This is a genomic window from Mesorhizobium sp. P3_A2 (assembly GCF_056403115.1).
In genome coordinates, this window is the sequence record NZ_JBFUGC010000021.1 from 1 (window position 1) to 24,935 (window position 24,935).

23 protein-coding genes and 2 pseudogenes are annotated in these 24,935 nt (G+C 57.5%); 10 read left to right on the top strand and 15 right to left on the bottom strand.

The genetic code is table 11. The annotated features are described in order from the left end of the window. Positions 1 to 222: pseudogene (locus tag AC1DXM_RS30440) on the top strand (alcohol dehydrogenase); the annotation flags it as partial. A 159-nt stretch (positions 223 to 381) separates the two neighbouring features. Here the strand turns inward: AC1DXM_RS30440 and AC1DXM_RS30445 are convergent. The 5 genes from AC1DXM_RS30445 to AC1DXM_RS30465 all read right to left on the bottom strand — a co-directional run bounded on the left by AC1DXM_RS30445 (position 382) and on the right by AC1DXM_RS30465 (position 5,148). After that, positions 382 to 486, bottom strand: coding sequence for a hypothetical protein (locus AC1DXM_RS30445; RefSeq protein ID WP_477239061.1), 105 nt, complete (start codon positions 484 to 486; stop codon positions 382 to 384). Between the two features lie 426 nt (positions 487 to 912). Continuing rightward, entirely contained in the window at positions 913 to 1,482 is a 570-nt protein-coding gene (gene gfa, locus AC1DXM_RS30450) for an S-(hydroxymethyl)glutathione synthase (RefSeq protein ID WP_477239063.1), read from the bottom strand. A 67-nt stretch (positions 1,483 to 1,549) separates the two neighbouring features. Then, positions 1,550 to 2,677, bottom strand: coding sequence for an S-(hydroxymethyl)glutathione dehydrogenase/class III alcohol dehydrogenase (locus AC1DXM_RS30455; RefSeq protein ID WP_477239065.1), 1,128 nt, complete (start codon positions 2,675 to 2,677; stop codon positions 1,550 to 1,552). Between the two features lie 104 nt (positions 2,678 to 2,781). Next, entirely contained in the window at positions 2,782 to 4,203 is a 1,422-nt protein-coding gene (locus AC1DXM_RS30460) for an FAD-binding oxidoreductase (RefSeq protein ID WP_477239067.1), read from the bottom strand. Between the two features lie 48 nt (positions 4,204 to 4,251). Next, a complete protein-coding gene (locus AC1DXM_RS30465) occupies positions 4,252 to 5,148 on the bottom strand; it encodes an SMP-30/gluconolactonase/LRE family protein (protein WP_477239069.1) in 897 nt (298 codons plus the stop codon). Between the two features lie 356 nt (positions 5,149 to 5,504). Here AC1DXM_RS30465 and AC1DXM_RS30470 point away from each other — a divergent pair, with 356 nt between their 5' ends. From AC1DXM_RS30470 to AC1DXM_RS30495, 6 genes are all read left to right on the top strand, one after another. After that, complete coding sequence (locus AC1DXM_RS30470) at positions 5,505 to 7,127, top strand: ABC transporter substrate-binding protein (RefSeq protein ID WP_477239071.1); 1,623 nt, start codon at positions 5,505 to 5,507, stop codon at positions 7,125 to 7,127. Between the two features lie 44 nt (positions 7,128 to 7,171). Further along, a complete protein-coding gene (locus tag AC1DXM_RS30475) occupies positions 7,172 to 8,191 on the top strand; it encodes an ABC transporter permease (RefSeq protein WP_477239073.1) in 1,020 nt (339 codons plus the stop codon). 15 nt (positions 8,192 to 8,206) lie between these two features. After that, complete coding sequence (locus tag AC1DXM_RS30480) at positions 8,207 to 9,064, top strand: ABC transporter permease (protein WP_477239075.1); 858 nt, start codon at positions 8,207 to 8,209, stop codon at positions 9,062 to 9,064. A 1-nt stretch (position 9,065) separates the two neighbouring features. Then, positions 9,066 to 10,067 carry an ABC transporter ATP-binding protein gene (locus tag AC1DXM_RS30485; protein WP_477239077.1) on the top strand — a complete coding sequence of 334 codons (1,002 nt, stop codon included), beginning with the start codon at positions 9,066 to 9,068 and terminating at the stop codon, positions 10,065 to 10,067. Next, positions 10,064 to 11,119: an ABC transporter ATP-binding protein gene (locus tag AC1DXM_RS30490; protein ID WP_477239079.1), complete on the top strand. Its 1,056-nt coding sequence runs from the start codon at positions 10,064 to 10,066 to the stop codon at positions 11,117 to 11,119. Before AC1DXM_RS30485 ends, AC1DXM_RS30490 begins: the two co-directional genes overlap by 4 nt. Before the next feature lie 98 nt (positions 11,120 to 11,217). Continuing rightward, a complete protein-coding gene (locus AC1DXM_RS30495; protein WP_477239081.1) occupies positions 11,218 to 11,964 on the top strand; it encodes a GntR family transcriptional regulator in 747 nt (248 codons plus the stop codon). A 98-nt stretch (positions 11,965 to 12,062) separates the two neighbouring features. Here the strand turns inward: AC1DXM_RS30495 and AC1DXM_RS30500 are convergent, their stop codons facing one another. Both AC1DXM_RS30500 and AC1DXM_RS30505 read right to left on the bottom strand, forming a co-directional pair. Then, positions 12,063 to 12,881 (bottom strand): SDR family NAD(P)-dependent oxidoreductase, encoded by an 819-nt coding sequence (locus tag AC1DXM_RS30500; RefSeq protein WP_477239083.1) that lies wholly within the window; start codon positions 12,879 to 12,881, stop codon positions 12,063 to 12,065. 33 nt (positions 12,882 to 12,914) lie between these two features. Continuing rightward, positions 12,915 to 14,216 (bottom strand): amino acid deaminase, encoded by a 1,302-nt coding sequence (locus tag AC1DXM_RS30505; protein ID WP_477239085.1) that lies wholly within the window; start codon positions 14,214 to 14,216, stop codon positions 12,915 to 12,917. A 502-nt stretch (positions 14,217 to 14,718) separates the two neighbouring features. Between AC1DXM_RS30505 and AC1DXM_RS30510 the strand changes: the two genes are divergently transcribed. The 3 genes from AC1DXM_RS30510 to AC1DXM_RS30520 are packed head-to-tail and all read left to right on the top strand — an operon-like array spanning position 14,719 to position 17,404. After that, positions 14,719 to 15,819 carry a fatty acid desaturase family protein gene (locus AC1DXM_RS30510; RefSeq protein WP_477239087.1) on the top strand — a complete coding sequence of 367 codons (1,101 nt, stop codon included), beginning with the start codon at positions 14,719 to 14,721 and terminating at the stop codon, positions 15,817 to 15,819. A 35-nt stretch (positions 15,820 to 15,854) separates the two neighbouring features. Further along, positions 15,855 to 16,184: a MocE family 2Fe-2S type ferredoxin gene (locus tag AC1DXM_RS30515; protein ID WP_477239089.1), complete on the top strand. Its 330-nt coding sequence runs from the start codon at positions 15,855 to 15,857 to the stop codon at positions 16,182 to 16,184. Then, complete coding sequence (locus tag AC1DXM_RS30520; protein ID WP_477239091.1) at positions 16,181 to 17,404, top strand: NAD(P)/FAD-dependent oxidoreductase; 1,224 nt, start codon at positions 16,181 to 16,183, stop codon at positions 17,402 to 17,404. The genes AC1DXM_RS30515 and AC1DXM_RS30520 overlap by 4 nt, the downstream gene beginning before the upstream one ends. Before the next feature lie 244 nt (positions 17,405 to 17,648). On the opposite strand, the gene AC1DXM_RS30525 is transcribed toward AC1DXM_RS30520, so the two are convergent. The 8 genes and pseudogenes from AC1DXM_RS30525 to AC1DXM_RS30560 all read right to left on the bottom strand — a co-directional run bounded on the left by AC1DXM_RS30525 (position 17,649) and on the right by AC1DXM_RS30560 (position 24,864). Beyond that, positions 17,649 to 18,524 (bottom strand): aldose 1-epimerase family protein, encoded by an 876-nt coding sequence (locus AC1DXM_RS30525; protein WP_477239093.1) that lies wholly within the window; start codon positions 18,522 to 18,524, stop codon positions 17,649 to 17,651. Positions 18,525 to 18,893: 369 nt separating this feature from the next. Next, complete coding sequence (locus AC1DXM_RS30530) at positions 18,894 to 19,925, bottom strand: LacI family DNA-binding transcriptional regulator (protein WP_477239095.1); 1,032 nt, start codon at positions 19,923 to 19,925, stop codon at positions 18,894 to 18,896. Positions 19,926 to 20,095: 170 nt separating this feature from the next. Further along, positions 20,096 to 20,230: pseudogene (locus tag AC1DXM_RS30535) on the bottom strand (pantoate--beta-alanine ligase); the annotation flags it as partial. Positions 20,231 to 20,462: 232 nt separating this feature from the next. After that, a complete protein-coding gene (locus AC1DXM_RS30540) occupies positions 20,463 to 21,281 on the bottom strand; it encodes a shikimate dehydrogenase family protein (RefSeq protein WP_477239097.1) in 819 nt (272 codons plus the stop codon). Between the two features lie 143 nt (positions 21,282 to 21,424). After that, on the bottom strand, positions 21,425 to 21,772 hold the full coding sequence (locus AC1DXM_RS30545; protein ID WP_477239099.1) for a hypothetical protein: 348 nt from the start codon (positions 21,770 to 21,772) through the stop codon (positions 21,425 to 21,427). A gap of 263 nt (positions 21,773 to 22,035) precedes the next feature. Further along, entirely contained in the window at positions 22,036 to 23,100 is a 1,065-nt protein-coding gene (locus AC1DXM_RS30550; RefSeq protein WP_477239101.1) for an extracellular solute-binding protein, read from the bottom strand. Between the two features lie 199 nt (positions 23,101 to 23,299). Then, positions 23,300 to 23,686, bottom strand: a complete 387-nt coding sequence (locus AC1DXM_RS30555; protein ID WP_477239103.1) for a hypothetical protein — start codon at positions 23,684 to 23,686, stop codon at positions 23,300 to 23,302. A gap of 68 nt (positions 23,687 to 23,754) precedes the next feature. Continuing rightward, entirely contained in the window at positions 23,755 to 24,864 is a 1,110-nt protein-coding gene (locus AC1DXM_RS30560; RefSeq protein WP_477239105.1) for an ABC transporter ATP-binding protein, read from the bottom strand. Positions 24,865 to 24,935 lie beyond the last annotated feature (71 nt).

Genomic DNA, 24,935 nt, shown 5'->3' on the forward strand with positions numbered 1-24,935 from the left:
GTGCCGATGGATCAGGTGATCGCCTTCGAGCTCGAAATCCTCGGCAGCCTGGGCATGCAGGCCTACCGCTATCCGGCGATTATGGCGATGATTGGCAGCGGCAAGCTGAAGCCCGAACTTCTGGTCAGCAAGAGGCTCAGCCTCGAAGAGGCTCCGGCCGCCCTGATGGCCATGGGCGGCTTCGAAGGCATCGGCATCGGCGTGGTGACCAAGTTCCAGTAGCCGCCCTCAAGCCCCCGAGCCTGGCGGCAACTCGCAACGCCACCTCTCGATGCAGCGCTTCATCGTGGGGCGGTCGATGCCTGCAACATTCGCCCAGTTACCTGTTGGCCATGTCGCGCAGAACCTCCATGGTCAGCCATGCCCATTGCATGGCCAGGATCACCACCTCGGCGACGTCGGACTATCGACGGCTGCTTTCAGAACGGCGTCGAGCCCGAAGCGGGAATAGATCGTGCTTTCGCGATCGTAGACGTAGTCGAGCACGTTGCCGCGCGAAGGCCAGTGAAAGGCACCGGTGCGGCATTGATGCGCGCATCGTGAACGAGTTGTGCGAAACGATAGACGGCTTCGGCATGGCCGTTGTTGAACCAGGCACGAAAATCAGCACGGGCTTCGTTCCCCGGCTTGCCATGCGAAACCACGGCACAACCTGCTCCTCGCCAAGAAGGTCGGCCTTGAGCGTGACGAAGGATCGTCGCGGATCGGGCTTTTCAGCATTCGTCCACTGAAGTGACGAGTGCTGGCGGGGGAAACAGATACGACGATGTTGTCGAGGCGGACGTCGTCCCCACGCTCTCCGGTATATCTGAGCGCGGCATTGTCGGAGGGCTGGCATGTGGTAGCAACTAGCATCCAGGGAATATGGGGCCGGATCGCTGTTCCGGCCCCATGAACGCTTGTTTCAGATCTTCAGGCCGGCAGCGCGCCCGACTTCTTTGCCGTCCACGTGGCGATGTAGTCCATCAGGCCGGGGTTGAGGCAGTCATAGGGTTCGAGACCGATCGATTTCAACTGGCCGCGAATGCCGTCCATGCGCTTGGGGTCGACACCGGATTCGATGATCGACGAGACGAAGGCGGTGAAGCCGGGCGGCGACCAGCCGTCTTCCTGGAAGCGCTCGGGATGGATGAAGGACAGGCCCTTGAACGGGTGGTCGCGCTCGACCGGTCCGTGCATGTGGACGCCGCAGCCAGTGCAGGCGTGACGCTGGATCAGCGCGGAGGGATCGACGACTTTCAGCTTGTCGCCATTCTCGGTGACGGTGACGTCGCCCGTGCCGGCTACCGCCACGACCGAGAACACCGCGCCTTCCGGCTTCCAGCATTTGGTGCAGCCGCAGGCATGGTTGTGAGCGATCTGGCCCTTGACCCTCACCTTCACCGGCTTGCTGGTGCAGGCGCAGACCAATGTGCCGCCGGCAAAGCTCGCGCTTTCCTTTGGCAAGCCATTGTCGATTTTCGGATGCAGTTTTTCCGGCATTTTCTTCCTCCCTTGTTGAACCCTAGGCAATTTCAGTTGCTGGCCCTTCGGTCGGCGGCTCTTCTCCTCAGTAAACGACGACGCTTCGGATCGACTTGCCCTCATGCATGAGGTCGAAGCCCTTGTTGATGTCTTCCAGCTTCAGCGTGTGGGTGATCATCGGGTCGATCTGGATCTTGCCGTCCATGTACCAGTCGACGATCTTCGGCACGTCGGTGCGGCCGCGCGCGCCACCAAAGGCGGTGCCCATCCAGGTGCGCCCGGTGACCAGCTGGAACGGCCGGGTGGAAATCTCCTGGCCAGCGCCGGCAACGCCGATGACGACCGACTTGCCCCAGCCGCGATGCGAGGCTTCCAGCGCCTGGCGCATCACCTTGGTGCTGCCGGTGCAGTCGAATGTGTAGTCGGCGCCGCCGATCTGGTCGGCGCCGCGCTTGGTTATGTTGACCAGGTGCGGCACGACATCGCCGTCGATCTCCTTCGGATTGACGAAATGCGTCATGCCGAATTTCTCGCCCCAGACCTTCTTGTCGTTGTTCAGATCAACGCCGACGATCATGTCGGCGCCGGCAAGTTTCAGGCCCTGGATGACGTTGAGGCCGATGCCGCCGAGGCCGAAGACAACGGCGGTGGCACCTTGCTCGACCTTGGCGGTGTTGATGACGGCGCCGATGCCGGTGGTGACGCCGCAGCCGATGTAGCAGATCTTGTCGAAGGGGGCGTCCGGGTTGACCTTGGCCAGCGCGATCTCGGGCAGCACGGTGAAGTTGGAGAAAGTCGAGCAGCCCATATAGTGGAAGATCTTGTCCTTGCCGATCGAGAAGCGCGACGAGCCGTCCGGCATCAGGCCTTGACCCTGTGTGGCGCGGATGGCGGTGCACAGGTTGGTTTTCCTGGATAGGCAGGACGGGCACTGGCGGCATTCCGGCGTGTAGAGCGGGATGACGTGGTCGCCCTTCTTGACCGAGGTGACGCCCTTGCCGACGTCGACGACGACGCCAGCGCCTTCATGGCCGAGGATCGCCGGAAACAGGCCCTCGGGATCGGCGCCCGACAAAGTGAACTCGTCGGTGTGGCAGATGCCGGTCGCCTTAATCTCGACCAGCACTTCGCCCTCGCGCGGACCGTCGAGTTGTACCGTCATAATTTCCAGCGGCTTTCCGGCCTGAACGGCAACGGCAGCGCGTACGTCCATCGTCTTTCTTCCTTCTTCAACCCTTTTCAGCAGGCCTTTGCCGCCTGCTGATCGCCTTTTGCGGCTCCAGCCGGGCCTCGAAGAGAGTCCGACGAGGTCAATTGCTAGCCGAACCTCACCGCACCGAGACCCGCTGGTGAGGTGATCGTTTTGAGTTCTCGCGCCATATGTTTCAGCACAGCCGGCGTGAACTTGTCGTAGTAGGCTTGGTTTCTCCGGCCAATCGCATGTTCACCACTGAAGCTGCCATCAAAGTCATTGACCACGACGTCATACACCCAGTCCCGGAGCTGGCCCTCCATGCTCGCATCTGCAGCAACGCCGCTTGCCCGATCGGCAACGAGATTGAAATGCACACCACCATCGCCGATATGACCGAAATCGCAGACCGCAACGCCCGGGAAGCGCGCCGGTATTTCGGCTTTCATCCGCTCGCAGAACGTCATCACGTCACCTCTGCGAAAGGCCAGATCAAACGCGACAAGCTTTCCCATCTGTCTCACGCCCTCGGAGATCGCATGGCGCAGCGCCCACATTTCATGCGCCGACCCGAACAGAGCATCGGCCAAGGGCGCCTCTTGCAACTCCCACATCTCTGCCAGGACCGTTTCAAGCACGCTGTCGAGCGTCTGCTCATTGTCGCGAAGATCCCAGGTTCGCGTTAACTCCGCCAAGATCACGTAATCGGGGATTTCGCGGTTTTCGAAGGGATTGCGCAAAGATGGGATATGATGGAGCGTGGCCTTGATCGCATTTGCGGACATGCCCTCGAAGGCAGTGAGATAGCCACCGGCGCGTGTTTCCATTGCACGAAGCAGTGACATGACATGGCCGGCACTTGATGGAACCAGCAATGCAGCGGCGCTTTGTCTTGGGCGCCGTTCAAGGTTGAGAACACATTCGGTGATAATGCCGAGACTGCCGGATGTACCAATAAAAATCTGCTTCCAGTCGATGCCGGTGTTGTTCTTTCTGAGCTCGCGGCCGAAATCGAGGATCGTACCTTCCGCATCCGCCAACACGACCTTCATGCCAAGCGTATTCTTGCGGGCGTCGCCATATTTGAGAAATCGTGCGCCACCTGTATTTGTTGACAGCATGCCGCCCAGCCGGGGATCTGCACCAAGATCAATTGGGAAGAACAGCCCTTCGGTTTCGAGCGCGGCATTCAGATCCGACAGCAGGAAACCCGCATCTACGGCCACCGAACGGTTGTCGACGTCCAGCTTGAGGCTCCGGGCCAACCGGTCAATGCTAATCACCGCCTGGGTTCCACTGGAGTCCGGCGTCGAAGCCGCGACGACGCCCGTGTTGCCCCCTTGCGGAATGATATGTATCCCGTGGCGCACGCAATAGGACACTGCTTGGGACATTTCCTTTGTCGTAGCCGGTCGCACAACGAATGAGGCGCGCCCCTTGTCATAGCGGGCACCGTCCTCATACGAGGCTGCGTCATCGCCGAACATGACGGCTTTTTCACCAAGCATGGCGCCCAGGGTTTCAACGTGTTGAATATCAGCGACCATGCGGGTCCTCCGGCAGATGGTTGAGATGACAAAAGTCCCGACACCGCGCTATGCGGGATGCAGGGGATGGGGTGCCTGCTCCGGAAACCTGTATGAGGGAAGACCAGGCACAGCGACGTCAAAGGCGATCAAAGTACCGGTTGAATGCTTCCCGTCCCGATCGGTTGTCAGGGACGTGACGAACATTGTCTTGAAATCCGGTCCGCCGAAACAAGGCATCGTCGGCGCTGCTACCGGCAATACCAGGGTCTCGAGGAGAGAGCCGTGGGCCGTGAACCGGTTGAGGACCCCAGCGGAAATACCTGCGCTCCAATAGCAACCCTCGACATCCACCGCTGCCCCGTCGGGCAGGCCGCCTTTTTCGTCGAGGACGATGATGGTCCGTTGATTGGAGACTTGTCCACTGCCCGGATCGAAGTCGAAAGCTCGCACGACCGGCCCCCGCGAATCCGCGTGATACATTGTTGTTCCGTCGGGATTCCAGGCGAGGCCGTTTGAGACACGCAGCCCGTCGATAATGGTCGTCACTTCGCCACCTGGTGTTACACGGTACAGGCTCGCCGTCGGTTGCCGCGGCAACGCATCGTGCATGCTACCGACCCAAAACGACCCGTCGGGACCCACCTTCCCATCATTGAGCCGGTTCGTCGGACGGCCAGGTTCAGGGTGAACGAGAAATTGGAGCGACCGGGTGGCCGGGTCGAAAATATGGACACCGCTCCTGAGTGCTACAATTAACTTGCCGCCCGCGACGAGGCCAAGGCTGCCTATCTCGTCGGGCATCGGATACTCCACCACCGTTCCTGAGGCCGGTTCGAGGGTGAAAGCTGCCGGCCGCAGGACGTCTATAAACCACAGGAGGCCTTTCTCTTCGTCCCAGACCGGGCTCTCACCGATGGCCAGCTCGAAATCTATACAGGTCTCAAAATGAGATGTTGTCGGCACAAAAGCCTCCACCCGGGATCGGAACGATCATTTTTGATATAGCAAACTCTTCGCTAGTGTCGAGACGCAATCTTCCATCGATCGCAACTTTCTGGGGTTCGGAACGAAATCATTGAAAATTCTCACATTTCTTTCCGGCTGGAGAATGCTACGGCCATTTTGACATAGCAGATAAGCCGTCTCTGAACGTCCTTTCTGCCGAAATAATCGGACTGACCTCCTGCCATTTATGGCCTGCGGGGCTGGTTCCCGCCAAATTTCCCATTGACAGGTGGCCCGAAATTCAACGTTATGATATATGATGGACGTTCTGAAGCGCCGCGTTTCGTCACCAATCAACAAAGGGGAAGATCAAAATGACCGTAGCGTTCGATAAGATTCCCAATCGCAAAAGAGTCGGCCGTGCCTTGCTCCCGCTGGCTATCGCCCTGGCTATGCTTGGCTCGACGTCTCTTGCCTCCGCGCAAGCGCAAAAACCGCTCATTATTGCCCGCAACCTTGCCGTCAATTCACTCGATCCCGCGCGGACCTCGTGCGATACCTGCAACATCTATTTGTACGCGGTCTACGAGACGCTCGTGAGGCTCGGGGGCGACAACAAGACGATTACCCCAGCGCTGGCCGAGAAGTGGGAGGCCAACGAAAACAATACGCAGTTCACGTTTCACCTGAACCCGAAGGCGGTCTTTTCTGACGGATCGCCGGTCGAAGCCAAGGATGTGAAGTGGTCTTGGGAGCGACTGGCCAATCTCCAGGGAGGTATGGCCTGGCTCTTCGAAACCGTGACGTCGATCGAGACCCCCGATGCACACACGGTCGTGGTCAAGCTGTCGGCGCCGGATTCGGAGTTCCTCGGCAAGGTCATCGCGCCATACTCCGGCGTGGTAAACAGCGATGTCGCCTCCGCACAGGGTGCCAAGGCCTCAAAGGATGGGGCAGCTTCCGACGGCGCGGAGCCTTGGTTCCTCACCAATTCGGCAGGTAGCGGCCCCTATGTGCTGGCGGGTTACAGCCCGAACGACGAATTGCGGTTCAAGCGCAACGAAAAATACTGGGACAAGCCAGCCGCCATCGCCGAAGTCGTTATAAAGCAGACGAAGGATTCTGTTGCGCAGGCGCAGGCGCTTGAAAGCGGCGCGGTCGATGTAGCGATGCAGATCGCACCGGATACTGCCCAGACGATCAAAGCCGCCGGTGTTGTGGTTGAAAAAGTGCCGTCGTTCAATTTCCTCTACATGGCGTTCAGCCCTGGCGCGAAGGCAAACACAGTACCGCTTACGCTCAAGGTGCGGCAGGCCATAGCCTACGCCATCGACTACCAGGGCATCATCGACTTCACGATCGGCGGAGCCGGGAAGGTCGTCCCCGTTGCGATCCCCAACGGCTTCCCTGGCACCGACGGTCTGCCGCAGCCGGAATATAATGTCGAGAAAGCCAAGCAACTCCTGAAGGAGGAAGGGCTTGAGAAAGGCTTCGACATGGAATCGGTGTTTCCCAACGAAAACTATTATGGGGTTGATATGTCAACGCTCATGCAGTTCGTGCAGCAGAACCTTGCCAAGGTGAACATCCGGCTCCAGCTGAAGCCCACCACCTTCCCGGTCTGGCTTGATACGGTCAAGGGAGACCACACGCCGCTGACGGCGTCGTTTTACGCCCCTGACTACTTCGGTACCGACCAGTACGTGAAAACCTTTGGCATGATCCCTGGCACACGCTGGCTCGCCCGCTCTGGCGGTGACAAGGTAGAAGGCGTGTTGAACAACAAGGAAAAGGAACTGCTGGACAAGGCCGTTGCGGCTCCAATCACCGAGCGCGACCAACTCTATCAAAAGATCGCGCTGGAGATGATCAAGGATCGCATCATCGTGCCACTGGTGGGTCCCGATACGGTCCTTGCTTATAGCAAAAACATAGTCGGCATGAAGTATAGCGTGACGTCTATCCTACCGCTACAGGACCTTAGCTTCGCACAGTAACGCGCGCGGACGAAGGCATGGAAGTCTGATCGAAAGGGCGAACAATGCAAGCTCATACGTACGTTCTTCGCCGCTTGATCGGACTTCCACCCTTGCTTTTGGGTGTGCTTACCATCGCTTTCCTTTTGTCGCACGCCTCGCCGGCAGATCCGCTTTCCTCGATCCTGCCCGAGCGGCAGCTCAGCAATCCAGAGGCGGTACAAGCGGCGAGGGCCCGATGGGGTTTAGACAAGACGCCCGTCGAGCAATATCTGATCTATCTGAAGAACGTCGTCACGGGGGATTTGGGCACGTCCTTCCGGACAAAGCGGCCGGTCGCTCAAGATCTGATGGAGCGCCTTCCCGCGACATTGGAACTGGTCATTGCCGCATTGCTGTTTGGCTCGGTTTCGGGGATCCTGCTTGGGGTCGTTGCAGCGCGAATGCGTGACACCGCCGTGGACCACCTGGTGCGCCTTTTCGCGCTTTTGGGGTCCTCGTTGCCGGTGTTCTGGTCCGGGCTTGCCGTGCTCTTCATATTTTCTGTCCAGCTTGGGATCCTCCCCGGGCCGGGGCGGCTGGATGCCCGTACGTCCCCGGAATCCGCGATCACAGGCTTCTATACGCTCGACGCGCTGCTCGCCGGCAACATGTCGACGTTCTGGGAGGCTGCCTCCCACCTGATCCTTCCCGCAAGCGTCCTTGGATGGTCTGTCACCGGGATAATATCGCGGTTGGTCCGCGCCAGCATGCTCGACGTGCTCAGCCAGGATTATATTCTTATGGCCCGATCCAAGGGCGCGACCGAAAAAAGGGTCCTCTTTCATCATGCCCTCCGGAATGCACTGATCCCTGCAATTACGGTCATCGGCTATTCCTTTGCCTTTCTCATTACCGGCGCCGTTCTGACCGAAACGATTTTCTCGTGGCCCGGCATTGGCTCCTACGCAGTGGAGTCCGCCCGCGCGCTGGACTACCCGGCCATAATGGGAGTGACCATGCTCGGAGGGACGGCGTTTCTTTTGACCAATCTCCTTACCGATCTCACCTACGTGCTGGTCGATCCTCGCATTAAACTCCAGTAGGAGCCCGCCAATTCCATGGCCGCCTTTGACATTTCACACGCAACGCGCAGGCGTAGACGACGCCGCACCAATCTTTGGTCGGTCATTCCCGCGTACATTGGCCTCGCGATCATCCTGTTCTGGATATTTGCTGCTCTAACCGCCCAATATTGGATGCCCTATAGCGCTTTCGAAATGGTTGGCCGTCGGCTTCAGCCCCCAAGTCTTGAGCATCTGTTTGGTACCGACGGCTTGGGTCGCGACGTCTTTTCACGGACGCTCTCGGGAGCGGTCTATTCCATCCCCATCGCATTTTTCGTGGTGTGTGTCGGTGCGATCCTCGGCAGCTGTCTTGGGGCTATTGCAGGTTTCTTCGGAGGGTGGATAAACACGATCATCATGCGGCTGGTCGACATCACCTTGTCCTTCCCGCCGATGCTCTTGGCGATGGCGGTCGCGGCGACACTGGGTCCGGGTCTTTGGACGGCGACAGTCGCGATGATTGCCGTCTGGTGGCCGCTCTATACCCGGCTGATGCAGGCGCAGGTCATCAGCGTCAAACAAATGGAGCATGTCGAGGCTGCAATATCGTCCGGCGTCCGTCAGGGCCGCCTGCTGCGGAAGTATATCCTGCCTCTGTGTGGTACGCCGATTCTGATAAATGCAACCATGGATTTCGGGCAGGTCGTTCTTCTCGCCGCATCGCTGAGTTTCATCGGTCTCGGCGCCGCCCCCCCTGCCCCGGAATGGGGAGCGATGGTCTCGGATGGCACCGTAAATTTCTACTATTGGTGGATCGCGGCGGCGCCCGGTTTGGCCATCCTGAGTGTCGTTTTAGCGCTGAATTTCATCGGCGACCGGGTCCGCGATATTCTCGACCCGCGGAAAGCATGACATGGGCGACCAACCTCTTCTCGAAGTAAGTGATCTGCGCGTGACCTTTGAAATAACGGGGGGTTATGTCGAGGCAGTCCGCGGGGTGAATTTTTCTCTGAAGAGAGGCGAGATCATGGGCCTCGTCGGCGAATCCGGCTCGGGAAAAAGCATCACTATGCGTGCCGTTATGGGGCTTTTGCCGCCTTCAGCGATGGTTTCCGGCTCGGTCAAGCTTCTCGGCCGAGAACTGATCGGCAGTCCAGCAAGGGAGCTGCGGCGATTGCGTGGATCGAGAATGTCGATGATCTTTCAAGACCCCCTGACTGCACTCAATCCCGTACTGACGGTCGGCGACCAATTGGTCGAAGCGATCAGGATTCACAATCCGCAGTGCACAGCCAAGGAGGGGCGGACAAGGGCGATCGAATTGTTTCGCTCGGTCGCGATTCCTTTTCCGGAAAAGCGCATTGACCAATATCCTCACGAATTCTCCGGCGGCATGCGTCAACGCGTGGTTGTCGCAATCGCAATCGCCAACAAGCCAGATCTTATTATCGCCGACGAACCGACAACGGCTTTGGACGTAACCGTCCAGGCGCAGGTGCTGGAGCTTCTCCGCAATCTTTGCGAGGGCAGCGGAACCGGCCTAGTGCTTATTACCCATGACTTGGGCGTCGTCGCCGGCATGGCTGAGCACGTGTCGGTCATGTACGCGGGCTCGATCGTTGAACGAGCGCCAGTCGATGACTTGTTCGACAATCCGCGTCATCCCTACACCAGAGGCCTGCTGGGTTCGTTGCCCCAGCTGACCGGGGAGATTGCTCGTCTCAGCGATATCGGTGGGGCTCCGCCGACGGCAGGTACCATACCGCCTGGCTGCGCTTTTAACCCGCGATGTAGTTTCTCTGTCGAAAGATGTCAGCTCGAAAGGCCCGAACTCCGAGGTTTCGGGCCCACCGACGTGGCCTGTCATCTCGCCCAGGCCATTCCGGCTGCTCAAACCAGAGTGAACTCGGCATGACATCCACTTTGCAGGATCTCCCCGCGGGAAAGACCACTAGAGCTGTGAGCCATTCGGATGCCGGTGCGCCTTTGCTGTCGGTTAGAAACCTGACCAAGGATTTCGGCGCCGGCGGGGTCTTCTCCACTCTGAAGAACGCTCCGGTCATTCGGGCCGTTGCAGGTGTCAGTTTCGATATTGCCAAGGGAGAAACACTTGGGCTTGTCGGCGAGTCCGGCTGCGGCAAGTCGACACTTGCGCGCTGTATTCTCCGACTCTTGCCACCCAGCTCCGGAGAAGTGCTCCTCGAGGGAACCGACCTCAGCAAGATCAGCGAGGCGGGAATGCGTGCAAAACGAAAAGATCTCCAGGTGGTCTTCCAGGACCCTTTTGCTTCGCTTCATCCTCGAATGAGGATCCGTGAGATAGTGACGGAGCCATTGCGTCTTCTGGATATGTCAAAAAAGGACATGTCAGATCGTGTCAGTGAGCTGATCGGACTCGTCAAACTCAACCCGGAGCATCTTGACCGCTTTCCCCACGAACTCTCAGGTGGCCAGCGACAACGCGTGGGTATTGCAAGGGCGCTCTCGGTCAAGCCGAAACTCATCATTCTTGATGAACCCGTCTCCGCTCTCGACGTGAGCATCCAGGCAGGCGTGCTCAATCTGCTCCATGATCTGCAGCAAGAGCTCGGCCTCTCCTACTTGTTTGTCGCGCACAATTTATCGACAGTGCGCCACATTTCGGATCGCGTTGCCGTCATGTATCTTGGCAAGATTGTGGAAATCGGTTCCCGCAACGAGATTTTCACGTCGCCAAGACATCCATATACGACCGCTCTCCTATCGGCGGTGCCAACAGCCGACCCTCGAAGCGAACGCACCCGCCGCCGCATCGTTTTGACCGGGGACGTGCCCAGCCCCGCCGATCCCCCGAGCGGCTGCCGATTCCGAACGCGGTGCTGGAAGGCACAAGAACTCTGTCGCACTGTCGAGCCCATGCTTATTCACCAGGACGAAACCGCCTTTGCATGTCACTTTCCTATGGACAAGAACGGTCTCAAGGGCTGAAAAGCGGGCTTCGCCTTGTCGACATCTCGCAATCGGGGTTTGCTGGCATTATTGCAGGTAAATTCAGACGCCGGTATTGGACAGGCGGGAAGGCATATATGAATTCGATAGTCACACCAGAGACCGACACCGATAGTAATGAGGATCTCGGTCTCAATCGGCACAGCCTGTCGGAGCGGATATACTCACGTTTGCGCGTGGCACTCATGACCGGCCAATACGAACCTGGAGCACGCCTCAATATCAGGGGGTTAGCGGCCACCTACAACACGTCGCCAACGCCGGTTCGGGAGGCCATTTTCCAGCTCGTGCGCGAGGGCGCATTGGAAATCCGCCTTGGCCATCAACCCCGTGTGCCAGTGCTGTCGATTCCGCAATACATCAATATTCGCGAAACGCGGGTCCCCCTCGAGAGACTGGCAGCAGAACTTGCGGTGGTGCGGATTAGCGATGAAGACATTGCGAGACTAAGCGTGCTGCACCAGAGGTTTATCCAGAGCGAAAAGGAAGAGCGTTGGAAGGAAGCACTTGCTGCAAACCAGGAGTTTCATTTCACGATCTATCGCGCCTGTGGCAACGATGTCCTCGTGAGGTATATTGAAAATCTCTGGCTCCTTGCTTATCCTTTCGTGAACAATCAATATCCGATCGTCCGACCCGCAACGGCCGCTGTCCATCTGCATCTTCTGATTGTCGACGCATTGAACAGGCGCTCGCCGGCCGAAACCGGCGATTTGGTCATTCGGGATCTCCGCGAAGGATCTTACAATATCCTGCAAAGACTGAGCGGCGCGGAAAACGGCGACGTTACGCCATCGCGGCGAAAGAAGAAAAAGGAAAGCTGAAGCACTTCGCGGTCAACGATTATCGTTGCCGGGTCGGCCGACGCTGTCGAGGCAGGCATGGCACTCTTCACGTGACGAGGCCACGCCCTGCATCGCTGTCATTGAGGCCCGTTCATTGCCTTTCCAGCGCGGCGAGCCTTGAGCTTTTCAGCGCCGATGGCAGAGTTGCGGTCCATCATCTCCCAAAGGTCTTTGGGATTGGTCCCGAGCTTTTTCACTACATCGCCGCGTTCCGGCGGCGCGAAGGCCTCGATCTCCTCATCGCGAATGGCTTCGAGAACCACCTTGGCGACATATTCGGGCGTGACCGATATGCCGGCAAAGGAAAGGGCCATTGCATCATCTTCCGCTTCCTTGTCCAACATCGGCGTTTCGGTGGACGTTGGATGGACGATGGTAAATTTCACTGGCGTTTGACGCTCTTCCATGGCCAGCGCGAGATGAAAAGCGCGAAGGGCATGTTTCGCGGCGGCATAGCTAGCGATACCCGGGAACGGCAGCAGCGCTGTCATGCTGCAAACCGTCGCGAGGTGCCCGTATCCCTGCGATTTGAAGCGCGGAAGTGCCGCGAGCATGCCCTTCACCGGGCCGAAGAAATTTGTATCCATCGTTTGCAAGTGCTTTTCGATAGGAAGGTCCCGCGCATAACCTGTGTGGACGATTGCGGCATTGTTGATCAGAACGTCAAGGCCGCCACGCTCCTTCCATATCAGGTCCAGGACTGTCTCCCACTGCGCCTCGGAGCAGATATCGAGCTTTACGGCGGACGCTGACGGACCGATTGCCGAGGCAACCTGCTCGGCTCCCGGAAGATTGATATCGGCCACAAAGACGGTGTGGCCGGCCTCCGCGGCGAGCCGTGAAAGGGCAGCCCCAATTCCACTCGCGCCGCCGGTGATGAGATAGGTCTTCGTCACGTTTCCCCTCGAGAATTTGTCCGTGTTCGCCCGTTAGAAATAGGTGCGGATGGAACTCGTGATGTGATAATTTTCATCAACTATGTGCATGACTCTCCATTTGTCGAAGGTGAGACAGGGATGAGAAATGCCGAAGCCGACCATATCCCCAACCTGGAGAGGTGAATCGGCAGGGATTGCCACATGGCAGTGCTGATCGTTCAAGCGCGTCACGGCGTGATCTGGAGACAGCTGTCGAGGGTGCTCCATCCCAGAACCCGGACGGAACCAGAGCAGAGGAATCGGCTGGTCGTCATGCGAGACGTCACGCTTGCCCAGTGCCGCGATGAGCTTCTCGGTCTCCGGCCTCGATTGGACATAGGCCCAAACTTCCAACGCCGGTGTCAGTCCGCCATGCGCGTCAGCCAACCCTGGATTTCTTTCCCGCAGCGCCTGAACTGCCTTGGCGTACAGGATCGAGTCATGCGTGATGTAGCAACCCGAGCGAACCAGAACCATGTTTGGTTTCGAAAGCCCTGCGGAACCCAGTTTCTCCACGACAACATCATAGTACGCGGATCCGCCGGCACTCAGGATGACCGTTTCGGCGCCCCAAAGCTTTTCAAGGTCACATGCCTGAGCGAACTGCACCATTTTATCGAGGAACGAATGGACTAATGCGAGTGTCCCCGCATTGTCTGCGCCCTTTAGAAGTCCCTCGAAACCTTCCACGCCGCGCAGCGTCACGGCTTCGGTCCTGCTCACGGCACGCGCAAGATTCAGCGCCTCTTCGACACTGCGGCAACCGGTGCGGCCACCCGGATATCCGATCTCCACGAGGGCATCGAGCGGACGCTGGAGCTTCACCTTTCGTGCTGCCTTGGCGATTGCTTCAAGATTGACCGCAGAGTCGACCAGGAACAAGAACTCGAATTCGGCGTCCCGGGCCAATTCAGAAATGACGTAGTCGATCGCCTTTGCGCCAATCAGCTGATTTGCAAGGAAGATGCGTTTGTAACCGAAGCTGCGCACGACTTGAACCTGATGGGGCGTGGAAACGGTGATCGCCCATGCGCCATCCGCAAGTTGCAGGTCGAATAGCGCCGGGCTCATGGTCGTTTTACCATGCGGAGCAAGAACTGCTCCGCCCTGGGCCAGAAACGCCTTCATCCATTCGCTGTTGTGACGGAGGCTTTTCTCTTTGAGCACCGCCACCGGCAATGGCAGGTCTTCACTCAGCAACCTCCATCCCTGCTCGCCGACACGATTGATAGGGACTCCGACCTCCATAGGAGGAGCGCCTTTGTCGAGCTGGGTTAGAAGCGCGTCTTGGGGGTAATGCGCGTGGAACGCCATTCTGCTAACTCTCTGATATATGATATCTAGTCTGGCGTGATCGACTGCGCAAGCAATATCTCCGCACGATTTATGGCTTTTCGCGAATTGCCTCCTTCCACGTGCTTCGCAAACTTAAGGAAACGGGCATCAGGCAATATTTTTGATATGTCAAATATGCGGATTTTGACCTCTATTCACCGTCGGCTCCGAATCCCGCATCGGAGTTAAGCCGAAACTGTCAGAGTTTTGACGCGACGAGCGGGCCCACCACAGCTTCAAAGAAGGGACCCACGTTCCCCATATGGCCAGAAAGCTCGCAGCCGTGCAGCGATTTATGCCTCTCCGCACCAGGACAACCTTCGCCGAAAATGACACAAACATGTCATTTTGCAAATCCAGGGTCTGACAGTTTTGATATATTTGTTGGACATTTCATTGCAAGAAGCAGGGTGTTCGGCTTTACCTTTGTCGGCCGAGCGCACCAACAGCTCTTTGAAGTCGGCAACCGGAGGCAAGGTAGATGGCGCGAATTCGCGAGTTCAAACGGGATTACAGCCTGCTGGGCCGGGACGCGACAGCAGCCATCGAGGAAGGCATCGCTGCGGCGGAATGGTATCATACCGACATTGGGCGGGCGAAGCTGAAAGAACTTATGAAACGTTCCGACGGCCCCGCGATCCGCGATACCCTTCTATGGTTTGCCATTCTCGGGTCTCTGGCATTTGGAGCCTACATCACCTGGGGAAGCTTCTGGTGCGTACCGATCCTGGCCGTCTACGGCGTGTATTACGGTTCGGCGTCGGATGCGCGCTGGCATGAGACGGGACATGGCACCGCGTTCAAGACACGCTGGCTGAGCGATCTTGTTTACAATATTGCGTGCTTCATGATGCTGCGGGAGCCCAAGATCTGGCGCTGGAGTCACGCTCGGCACCATACCGACACGACCATTATCGGACGCGATCCTGAAATTGTAACAATGCGACCGGCAGACCTCGCAAGAATGGTCATGGCGGTTTTCGGCATTCGTCGGGTTCCGTTGACATTCAAGAACATGATCAAACACGCATTTGGGAAGCTAACCCCGGAAGAAGCGTCTTTTGTTCCCGACATGGAGCGTCCGAGCATCTACCGCACAGCGCGACTTCTGCTGATCCTTCATCTGGGTATCGTAGCGGCTGCCGTCTATCTGGGATCATGGCTGCCGGTGCTGCTGATTGGCCCGCTTCCAAGCATGTATGGCGGATGGCTCTCCTACTATCTCGCCATCACCCAACACGCCGGATTAGAGGAAAACGTACTTGACCACAGGCTTTGTGCACGGACGATTTACGTCAATCCAGTTCTGCGGTTCATCTACTGGAACATGAACTATCATGTGGAACACCATATGTTCCCCATGGTCCCCTACCACAAGCTGCCGGCGCTCCACAGGCTGACGCTCCACGACATGCCCACCCCCTATCGCAGCACCCTCCACGCCTATGCAGAGATCATCCCCGCCATTATTCGGCAGCGGAAGGACCCCAATTGGTACATCACGCGTGCGCTCCCGCCCCACGCAAAAGCCTATCGACCGGAGTTGCACAAAACTGGCGCAACCGTGGTTGCAGCAGAATAACCCCGCGGACACTACGACCCCGATCGGATTTTATCATGACTTCAGACAACTGGATCGACGCCTGCGCCACCGATGACATCGATGAAGAGGATGTTGCGCGATTTGACTACGAAGGGAGGACCTTCGCGATTTATCACAGTCCCGACGGAAACTTCTTTGCCACGGAAGGGCTTTGCACGCATGAAAAGATTCACCTTGCCGATGGCCTGGTGATGGGAGACATCATCGAATGTCCGAAACATAACGGAAGATTCAATTACAAGACCGGCCAGGCCAAGGGTGCCCCGGTGTGCATCAACCTTGCAACCTATCTGGTGCGCATCCAGGCCGGGCGGGTCTTCGTGAACGTCCAGACGATGACGTGAGCGGCATTATTATCGTTGGCGCCGGAGAAGCTGGCGTCAGCGCCGCTTTCTCTTTGAGAGAAAGCGGTTATGACGGCCCGATCGATCTCTTCGGATCCGAATTGCACGTACCTTACGAAAGACCTCCGCTGTCCAAGCTTCGGGTGGATGGTGAGAGTGAACCCGGCCGTTCGATCCGCCCCTTGGAGGCTTTCGCAAGTCACCAGATCACATTGCATCGCGGCAAAACGATCAGCAGCATCCAGCGGCCCTCCCGTACAGTCAAATTTGTAGGCGGCGGCAGTCTCGCCTACTCGAGACTATTGTTAGCGACCGGGTCCGTGCCTCGACGGCTACCTGTTCCAGGCGGCGAGAACTGTGTCTATCTCCGAACATTGGACGACGCCCGCCTGGTGCGGCAAGCGATCTCTCAACGCCTGCAGATCGCGATCATTGGCGCTGGTTTCATCGGCCTGGAGATAGCCGCGAGTGCGCGCCAGAATGGCTGCGAGGTTTCGGTCTTTGAAGGTCTTCCACGAATTCTCTCACGGGCAGTGCCGGCAGAAATCGCCGCTGCATTGCACAATAGGCATGTGGGTGCTGGTGTTCGCATTTCCTGCAGCCAGAAACTGACAGGAATTGCTACGAACGGACGGACCCAGGAGCTGCGGTTTGCCGATGGAAGCACTTTCCAGGCCGATGTAGTGCTGGCCGGCATTGGTTCGCAACCAGTGACCGCGCTTGCACAGGATGCAGGTCTGGCGGTATCCAACGGCATTTCCGTTGATGCGCATTTGCGAACGACGGATCCTGATGTGTTTGCAGCCGGCGATTGCTGTTGCTTTCCTACGACTAGCGGTGAATCCGTCCGTTTGGAGAGCTGGCGAGCGGCCAAGGACCAAGGTCGCACAGCTGCATTGAACATGCTTGGCCGCGCACAGCAATTCGCTGGGATGCCTTGGTTCTGGTCCGATCAGTATGAACTGACCCTCCAGGTCGCTGGTCTACCGAATTCCGCAGTCCGGACCGTTCGGCGAAAGGGCGTCGCAGGCCTGTTTCTTTTTCACCTAGACGAAGCCAATCGGATCGTGGCCGTCAGCGCGCTCGCTGAAGGTAACATCCTGGCAAAAGATGTCAGGCTGAGCGAGATGCTTATCGCAGCGCAAACAATCAGCGATCCGGAATTGTTGCAGACTGAAGGGCTAAATCTGAAGCAGTTGGCAAAGATGATGGTCGCGTGAGCTTGAACCGATTGGCTTCCTCGATGTGGTCGTAGACAGAGGCATCGGCACCATCAACGCCATAGGCGCAAGGGGGTCCTCACCAATAGCGCGCGCGCTTCGGGACCCCGGACACAACGATGGCTGGACGAGCCTCAGCGGGCAGTCCGCACTGGCCATGTATGTGAAGCCGGACGTCGGAAAGTGCGAGTGGTGGAAGCCAAGTCGGTCCTCACAATCATGCCTTGTCTGCGTTGAAGGCGAGTTAAGTCGGATCACGGCCAATGACAGTGATCGACATCTCGAAGTCCCGATGTTCACCAGGTTGAAGCAAGAGAATGCCAGGCTTTTCTGAAAGTTCGCCATCAAAGCCGAGAGGCGTGGGGAAACCTTGCCAAGGCTCGATGCAAACGTAGCCGGCCAAAGGTTTTGTCCAGATGCCCAGGTGGGGTAGGTTTCGCCATTCGATTTCAAGGTAGCTTCCCTTGCCGGAGCCATAGCGTAAACGTCGCGATTCAAGATCGAAAAACATCATGGCTTCGTCGCTGAATAGCTCATCGCGCAATTCAATCCTCCTGCCCGCGACCGGACTTGGATATGGTTTCGGGTCCAGAAGACCTGCAGATAGTCTACGCAGAGCGCAGGATTCCTCCTCCTCAAATTCGATGAAATGTTCAAGCCGTTCTCCGGCATCAGAAAGAGGCCAGCGAAACCCCGGATGGAACCCGAACGAGTAAGGCATGACGTCCGCACTGCGGTTGGTCACCTTCGCCGTCATGGTTAGGGTGTTCCTGTTCAAGCCGTAGGCTACATCCAGGCAAAAGTTGAAAGGATAGATCTCCCGCGTGGCGGCGCTTGCCTCCAGCCGGAAGATGCAGCTACCTTCCTCGGCGGCCATGAGGGCAAATTCACTGGATGGTGCAAATCCGTGCTGACGTAAGCCATATGGCCGGCCGCCGATCGTCACGCTGTCGTTGGGAACCCTACCCACGATGGGAAACAAGATCGGTGATGTCCCCTTCCAGATGTCTGCGTTTCCATCCCAGAGAAATTCGCGGCCTGAATGATCGCCAAACCCCACCAACTCCGCACGCCACGATGTGAACTTGGCATGCAGAAACTCACTTCGAATGCTGACCATCGTCCCTCACCTTTGCGTTTGCAACTACGGTAGGGTGATATATCAAACATGGCAACCGCCTTGATCTGGGACTGGGCGGGGAGCATTTAAATGCATCGCTTTTGACCACGTTGCGCAACAGGAAAATTCACGCAAAACGCGCTGAGAGCGCGGCTCGCAGCCGCAAAGCCTGAATGAATGGCTGGTTTTCGGCCCAATGCGCCTTTTCGACCCAGATCATGCCTCGTGTGGTGGTCCAGCGACTGTCGGCCTTCTGGCCTGCGCGCGCATTGGTCAACGTCAACGTTTATGAAATATCGTATGGTCGGTCAGCGCTGTCCCGTCGTGCTCGTTTGAGCGATCGTGACGTCTTTTTGCGGGCGCAGGAGCCTACAGGTTTTCGGGGCAATACAGGCGAAATTCGACATGGGTGGAGCGGGGATCCGAGGCTGGATTCAAGCCGCGGCGAACCAATTGGTCAACGATCTCGCGCGCGAGGTCCTTGCGCGGCGAATCGAGAACAATTCCGACCGTTCCGGAAGCCAGCGCCGCACGGGTCACCGGCGTCAGTTCGTGACAGACGACGTGGAGACGACGTTCGGGAGGTAAAGTTTCGAGCGTCCGCAAAACCGCCGCCACACCGGCTCCGATAAAATAGAGCCCCCTTAAATCGGGATGACGGGCGAGTAATTCCTCGAACATTCTCTCGACGACAGAGTTGGTAGCGATTCCGTAGACGCCCTCGCACAGTTCCATACCCGGTTCGTGCTCGAGAATGTAATTGCGAAGACCTATCTCTCGCTCCTGGTAGGCACGGTACTGATAGCTTTCGATCAGCATGCCGATCTTGCCAGAGCGATTGAGGAGCTTCGACAAGGACCATCCTGCGGTACGTCCCGCTTTCTGGTGATCGATCCCGACATAGCCGGCAAGGCGAGGCGCTGAAAGATCGGACACGATGGCGACGACGGGTTTTGCAATGTCGGCGAGCAGAGAGACGGCCTCATTCACCGCAGGATGGTCGAAAGCCATGACGCCGACCACATCGACCTTTGCAGCCAGCTGGTGCAGCGCACGCCCCATGCCCTTTGGGGTCAGGTCGCTAAAGTCTTCGATCAAAATGCTGCGGCATTCGGGTCGGGCGTGCTTGGCATAGGCGTTGATCTCCTCAGCCAATTGTCGGAAAAATGGATTGGTTTTGTGCTGGAGCGCAAGCCCGACAGACACCGACCCGCGACTTTCATCAATCCTCTGCATCATCAGGTTTGTGCCGTGATAACGCAGTTCACGGGCCGCCGATAACACCCGCTCAGCGGTTTTCCCCTTGACCGGAAGCCGTGAGTTCAGCACTCGATCTACTGTTGACGGGCTGACGCCAGCCTTAGCGGCGATATCGGCGATAGTGGCCCGGGTGTTTTTCAAAAACGATACCCTGCTAATCTGAAAAACTCATGGGTTGGATGGATTTTGTTTACGGCAAAACCGCTCGATTTGCGGAGACCAACCTACCCGGTTAATGAATGATCCTACGCTGCCGCTGAACGGTTTGTCATCTGTTCCCAGCTTTCGCCTCGTCGCACGTTTCGATTGGCGAGCGCGGCACGCACCAAGCTCAGATGGCCTTCATGCAAGGCATCCATAGTCGGCCCGACAGCGACCTTCAGGCCATTCTGACGCCACCCGGCCACGGCCATGCGCAACTCGGCGACGGTTCGTGCGATCGGAATGCATGCGCCTTCTCCGCCATTGACCGTCCTTGACGCGCATCGGACCTCGGGGACCTTCTCCAGCACCACCGCGAATGCCCACGCTTCGCTGACGTCAGGCCGACATGGAGTCAGGACTGGGCAGGTACGCAACGCGTATATGTTGCCGCAGGTTCATAACTTGTGGCACCCTCTCCGAGGCCGGATTTCTGGCCTTTCTCGTATCTCAGGTAATTGTCGCATCGTTGTGTGCCTATCTCCTTCGATTAGGCAGAAGCCCTAAGAACTCCGCTTCCAGACGCGGCTGTGGTTTGAGCATCTCCGCGCCGGAGACAATCGCGTGGCCGCGTTCAGCAGCTGCCTGAAGCAGCGGCGTCATCACCGGATTGACGACTACTTCGGCAACAATGGCGGCTGGCTCCATGGCGGCGATGCTGAAGGGCATGGGATCGCCTTCCTTCATCCCAAGACTGGTGGCATTCACCACCAAGTCCATTCCGGCAGCTATGTCCCGCGCATTAGCATCGCGAACCACAATTCGGCAGGACGGGACGACGGCCGCTATTTCTGCGGCAAGAGCAACTGCACGCTCTGTATTCCGGTTCGCCAGGACGAGCTCTACCAATCCTTCGTCCGCTAAGGCAAAGGCGATAGCGCGAGCTACACCCCCCGCCCCAACGATCAGGGCACGACGTCCCGCTACCGAGATATTGTTGGCAGCAAGACCCGCGATGAAGCCCGCCCCGTCCGTGTTGGTTCCGGTCAACGTTCGATCGGCGTTGAAGCGGATTGCGTTCACCGCACCAACCCGTCTTGCGACTTCCGTCATGTGTTCGAGATGAGGGATCACCGCAATCTTGTGGGGGGCCGTGATACCCAGCCCGACCACATTAAGCATCCTACGCAACGCCTCTAGACTAGAGGCGAGATCAGCGGGCCGGACGTGGAGCGGCGCGAACACCGCGTCGACCCCCAAAGCCTCGAAGCTCTTGTTGACAATGATCGTGCCGCGGACGTGTTCGACGGGATCGGTGAGCATAAATATGAGAGCGGTCTTTCCGGTAATTTCCATTATCTCATCAGCTCCAAGTGGTTGGTAGAAAAACGGAAACGCCCTCGTTCCAAAGACCAGGGGTCGCTCAAGGCCGGGTGCTTCACCTAGGCGGCGCTGCGCGAATGGGTTAAGCCGCCGCCTATCCTGGTGAGGCTTCAAATCTAGGTCGTAGGCCGTCTAGCGGCCCAGTCGGGAGGTGTGACCGCAAATATCGCCGCCGACGTGCCCTTCGACCGCCAAATCAGAGAGGTTCCCGCCGGCAACCACATCATGTCGCCGGGCTTCATAAAATTCTCTTCTCCGTCGACCACGATAGAAAAGCTATCTTCCACGGATAAGCAGAACATGACTTCGTCGTACCAGAGTTTAAAATCGATATTGGAGTCTTTGAAGTATACAACGCCAGCTGCCATGCTGGCGTTATCTTTGTCGTCTACAAAGACATGAGTGGACGACCCGCGTGGCGTGAATTCCCTCTTAATATCTGCGACCTTGTACAGTTTTGGCATGTAAATTCCCTCTACTTGTTCAGCCAATAAGATCTCGACCAGACGATGCAAGGCATCAGTCGGTGTCAAAAACACAAACGATTGTGCTCGAAGTTAATCGGTTTTCTGAGCGCGTCAAGGCCTCACCTCCGGCTTCGTGGCCTTCATCGTGAACTCAACGCGCCGTCAGTTCGCCGGCGCGCAATAACCTGGCCAATTCGACGGCCTGCCGGGGGTTTGTCTTCAGGGCGGCGCGACGGCGCGCCGTCCTGAGGACACTGTCGCTATTTAGCGGCGATCCATGCCTCAAACGCCTCCTGCCATTCGGCGTAATGACTTCCCCAGAAATCATAGTCGTCCGAAACCGCGTAAGGCAGATTTTCGGGCGACGAGGGCAATTTTGCGCTAACCTCTGGTGTGACGAGAGCATAGGCTTTCAGGTTCGCCGTGCCGTAGGGGAACAAACGCATAAAATCTGCCTCGACTTGCGGCGCTGCGACAAATGAAATGTAGTCCATGGCAGCCTGTGGCTGACCTGTTGTCTTGGGTATGATGTATGCATTTAAACCGAGACTGTAGCCCGCCGACCAGACAATCCCAAACTTGCCTCCCGATTCCTTATTTGCGGTATCGACTCGGGCGTTCCAACCAAGAGCCATGTCATACGTACCGGAAATGAGACCTTGAACGAATTCGGCGCCCGTATCGAGGAAGACGAGGTCTCCCTTTATCTCGGACAACTTGCGGAAAATTCGGTCCCTCGCATTTGGTTTTCTAAGTTCCTCGCTAATTTTCTCGCGAGGCACGCCATCCGCGAGCAGCACCACCGTCGCGACATTCTGTATGTACCGGGCCATCCCTCGCTTGCCCGGAAAACGCTTCGTATCCCAAAAGTCCTGCCATGTCTTCGGTTCACCGCTGCCGAATTTTCCTCTAGCGACCACCAACGCCACGGCGACAGACGCCGATGCAACGGCGCACTCTTGCAGCGTGTGCGGAAGTAGGTCGGCGACTGGCAACTTCGACTTGTCGAGGGGCAGAATGAGGCCTTCGTTACAGGCTTCGATCGCCGTAACAACGTCGGTTTCCATCACGTCCCACTTCGAGGGCGAAGCCGTGGCGAGCGCGCGCAGGACGCCCATGCTGTCTTCGGTTGTGCTCCCAATCACATTCGTGCCGGTTGCAGTCGTGAACGGCTGCCAATACGCCTGCTTCACAGCGTCCATATAGGCGCCGCCATAGGTCGCCACGCTGAGTTCCGCCGAGTCCGCCGCAGTCAGCGTCATAGCACTGGCGGCCAAAGCCATCGTCAATGACGCGACCTGCAAGATCCTCTTGCTTGTTTTCATATTCGTTCCCTTTCTCGTTGATATTGTTGGGTCTTCCTACCTCGAACCGACATCGCCGCTTGCGCGAAGATCACCGGGAATCCGAACAACGATCAATGTCCGACACTGGACCGCCATCACGCGTTCGTTATGAAAGGTTACGGGGATGGCGAGAGGAGTTCCCCGGAACCTAACCTCTGGTTAGACGGTGGCGTGAAGCTTATGAGGAAAAGCTCGGTTCGAGGCGCGCCGGCACGGGAATCCGCTCGGGCCGGGTATCAACCCAGGTCGGAGGGGTGATGGCAAAGATGAGCACCGCCTTGCCCTTTGCGCGCCAGATCGCCTTGGTGCCTTCCTTGTACCAAATCATGTCGCCAGGGCTCATGAAGTGTTCCCGACCGTCGACCTCGACCGAGAAGCTTTCCTCAATGGAGAGGCAGAACATACATTCCTCATACCAGAATTCAAAAGCTATCTCGGTATCCTTGAATTGCGCAATGCCTCCGGACATTTGCGCGCCCGTCAGATTATCCACCATGACGTGGGTTGCGGTCCCTCGTGGGCTGAACTTGGGTTCGATGTCGCTGAACTTGAAAAATTTGATCATTCTGGCTCCTTTTCTATTATCTTGCGACGGTCTGGGAATTTTTTCTTCAACGAAGGAAAATTGAGGAATTATGCTGCTGGAAAGCATCGGGCGGCGCTGCTGCGCCAGGTGATCCGGATATCGTCGCCGCGGGCGAGACCGGCGGCCTGATCGGGCCGCACAGCGACGGTCAATGGGGATCGGCCCGCAAACTTGATCTCGACGATCAGAGTGCTCCCCTGAAAGATCAGGTCGGTGACTGTCGCGGAGAGACTGTTCTCGAACGGCGCGGTTTCGGCGATGTGGAGGCGCTCCGGTCGGATCGCTATCAAACAGTTGCCCGACGAACAGGTAGGGTTTGCGGATGCGGAGCGGACAATTGTCCCATCCTGCAAGCGAGCGATAACCAACCCGTCCTCGTGACGCACAAATTCCGCCGGCAAGAGGTTCGTATTTCCGATGAAACCAGCCACAAAAAGCGACGCCGGATGGTTGTAGAGTTCCTCCGGAGCGGCAAGCTGTTCGATTTTTCCATTGTTGAATACAGCAATACGATCGGACAAAGTGAGCGCCTCGGTCTGATCGTGTGTAACGTACAGCATCGTTACACCATTTTCCTTGTGCAGCCGGCGGATCTCGAATTGCAATTCATCCCTCAAGCTTTTGTCGAGCGCTGCCAGTGGTTCATCGAGCAGGACCATATCTGGCTCGAAGACAAGCGCGCGAGCCAGCGCAACCCGCTGTTGCTGCCCCCCTGACAATTGATGCGGCATCCGGTGGGCAAACTGCACCAATCGGGTCATCGTCAATGCTCGCTGTACCTTGATCTGGATCTCCGACTTCGCGAGCTTCCGCATTCGCAGCGGGAAGGATATGTTTTCGGCTACCGTCATGTGCGGGAACAGGGCGTAGCTTTGAAAGACCACACCCAGATTGCGCTTCGACGCAGCCAAACCTCCGATGGGCCGCCCGCGAAAGAATATCTCGCCTCGGTCCTTGGCCAGGAAACCGGCCAGCAGCATGAGCGTCGTGGTCTTCCCTGATCCTGACGGACCAAGACAGGTTAGCAATTCCCCCTCACGCACATCGAGGTTCAGATCCTCAAGCGCGTATGTCTTTCCATCGAAACTTTTGCTTATCCCCGAGAATGAACAGAGCGGGCGCTCCCCACTGGGTCCGGCTCCTTCTTCGACAATCACACCTGCTTTGCTCGAACTTATTTCAGACAAGAGAGGTGCTTTCGCTAGCGTTGGCATTTGTGCAATAGCAA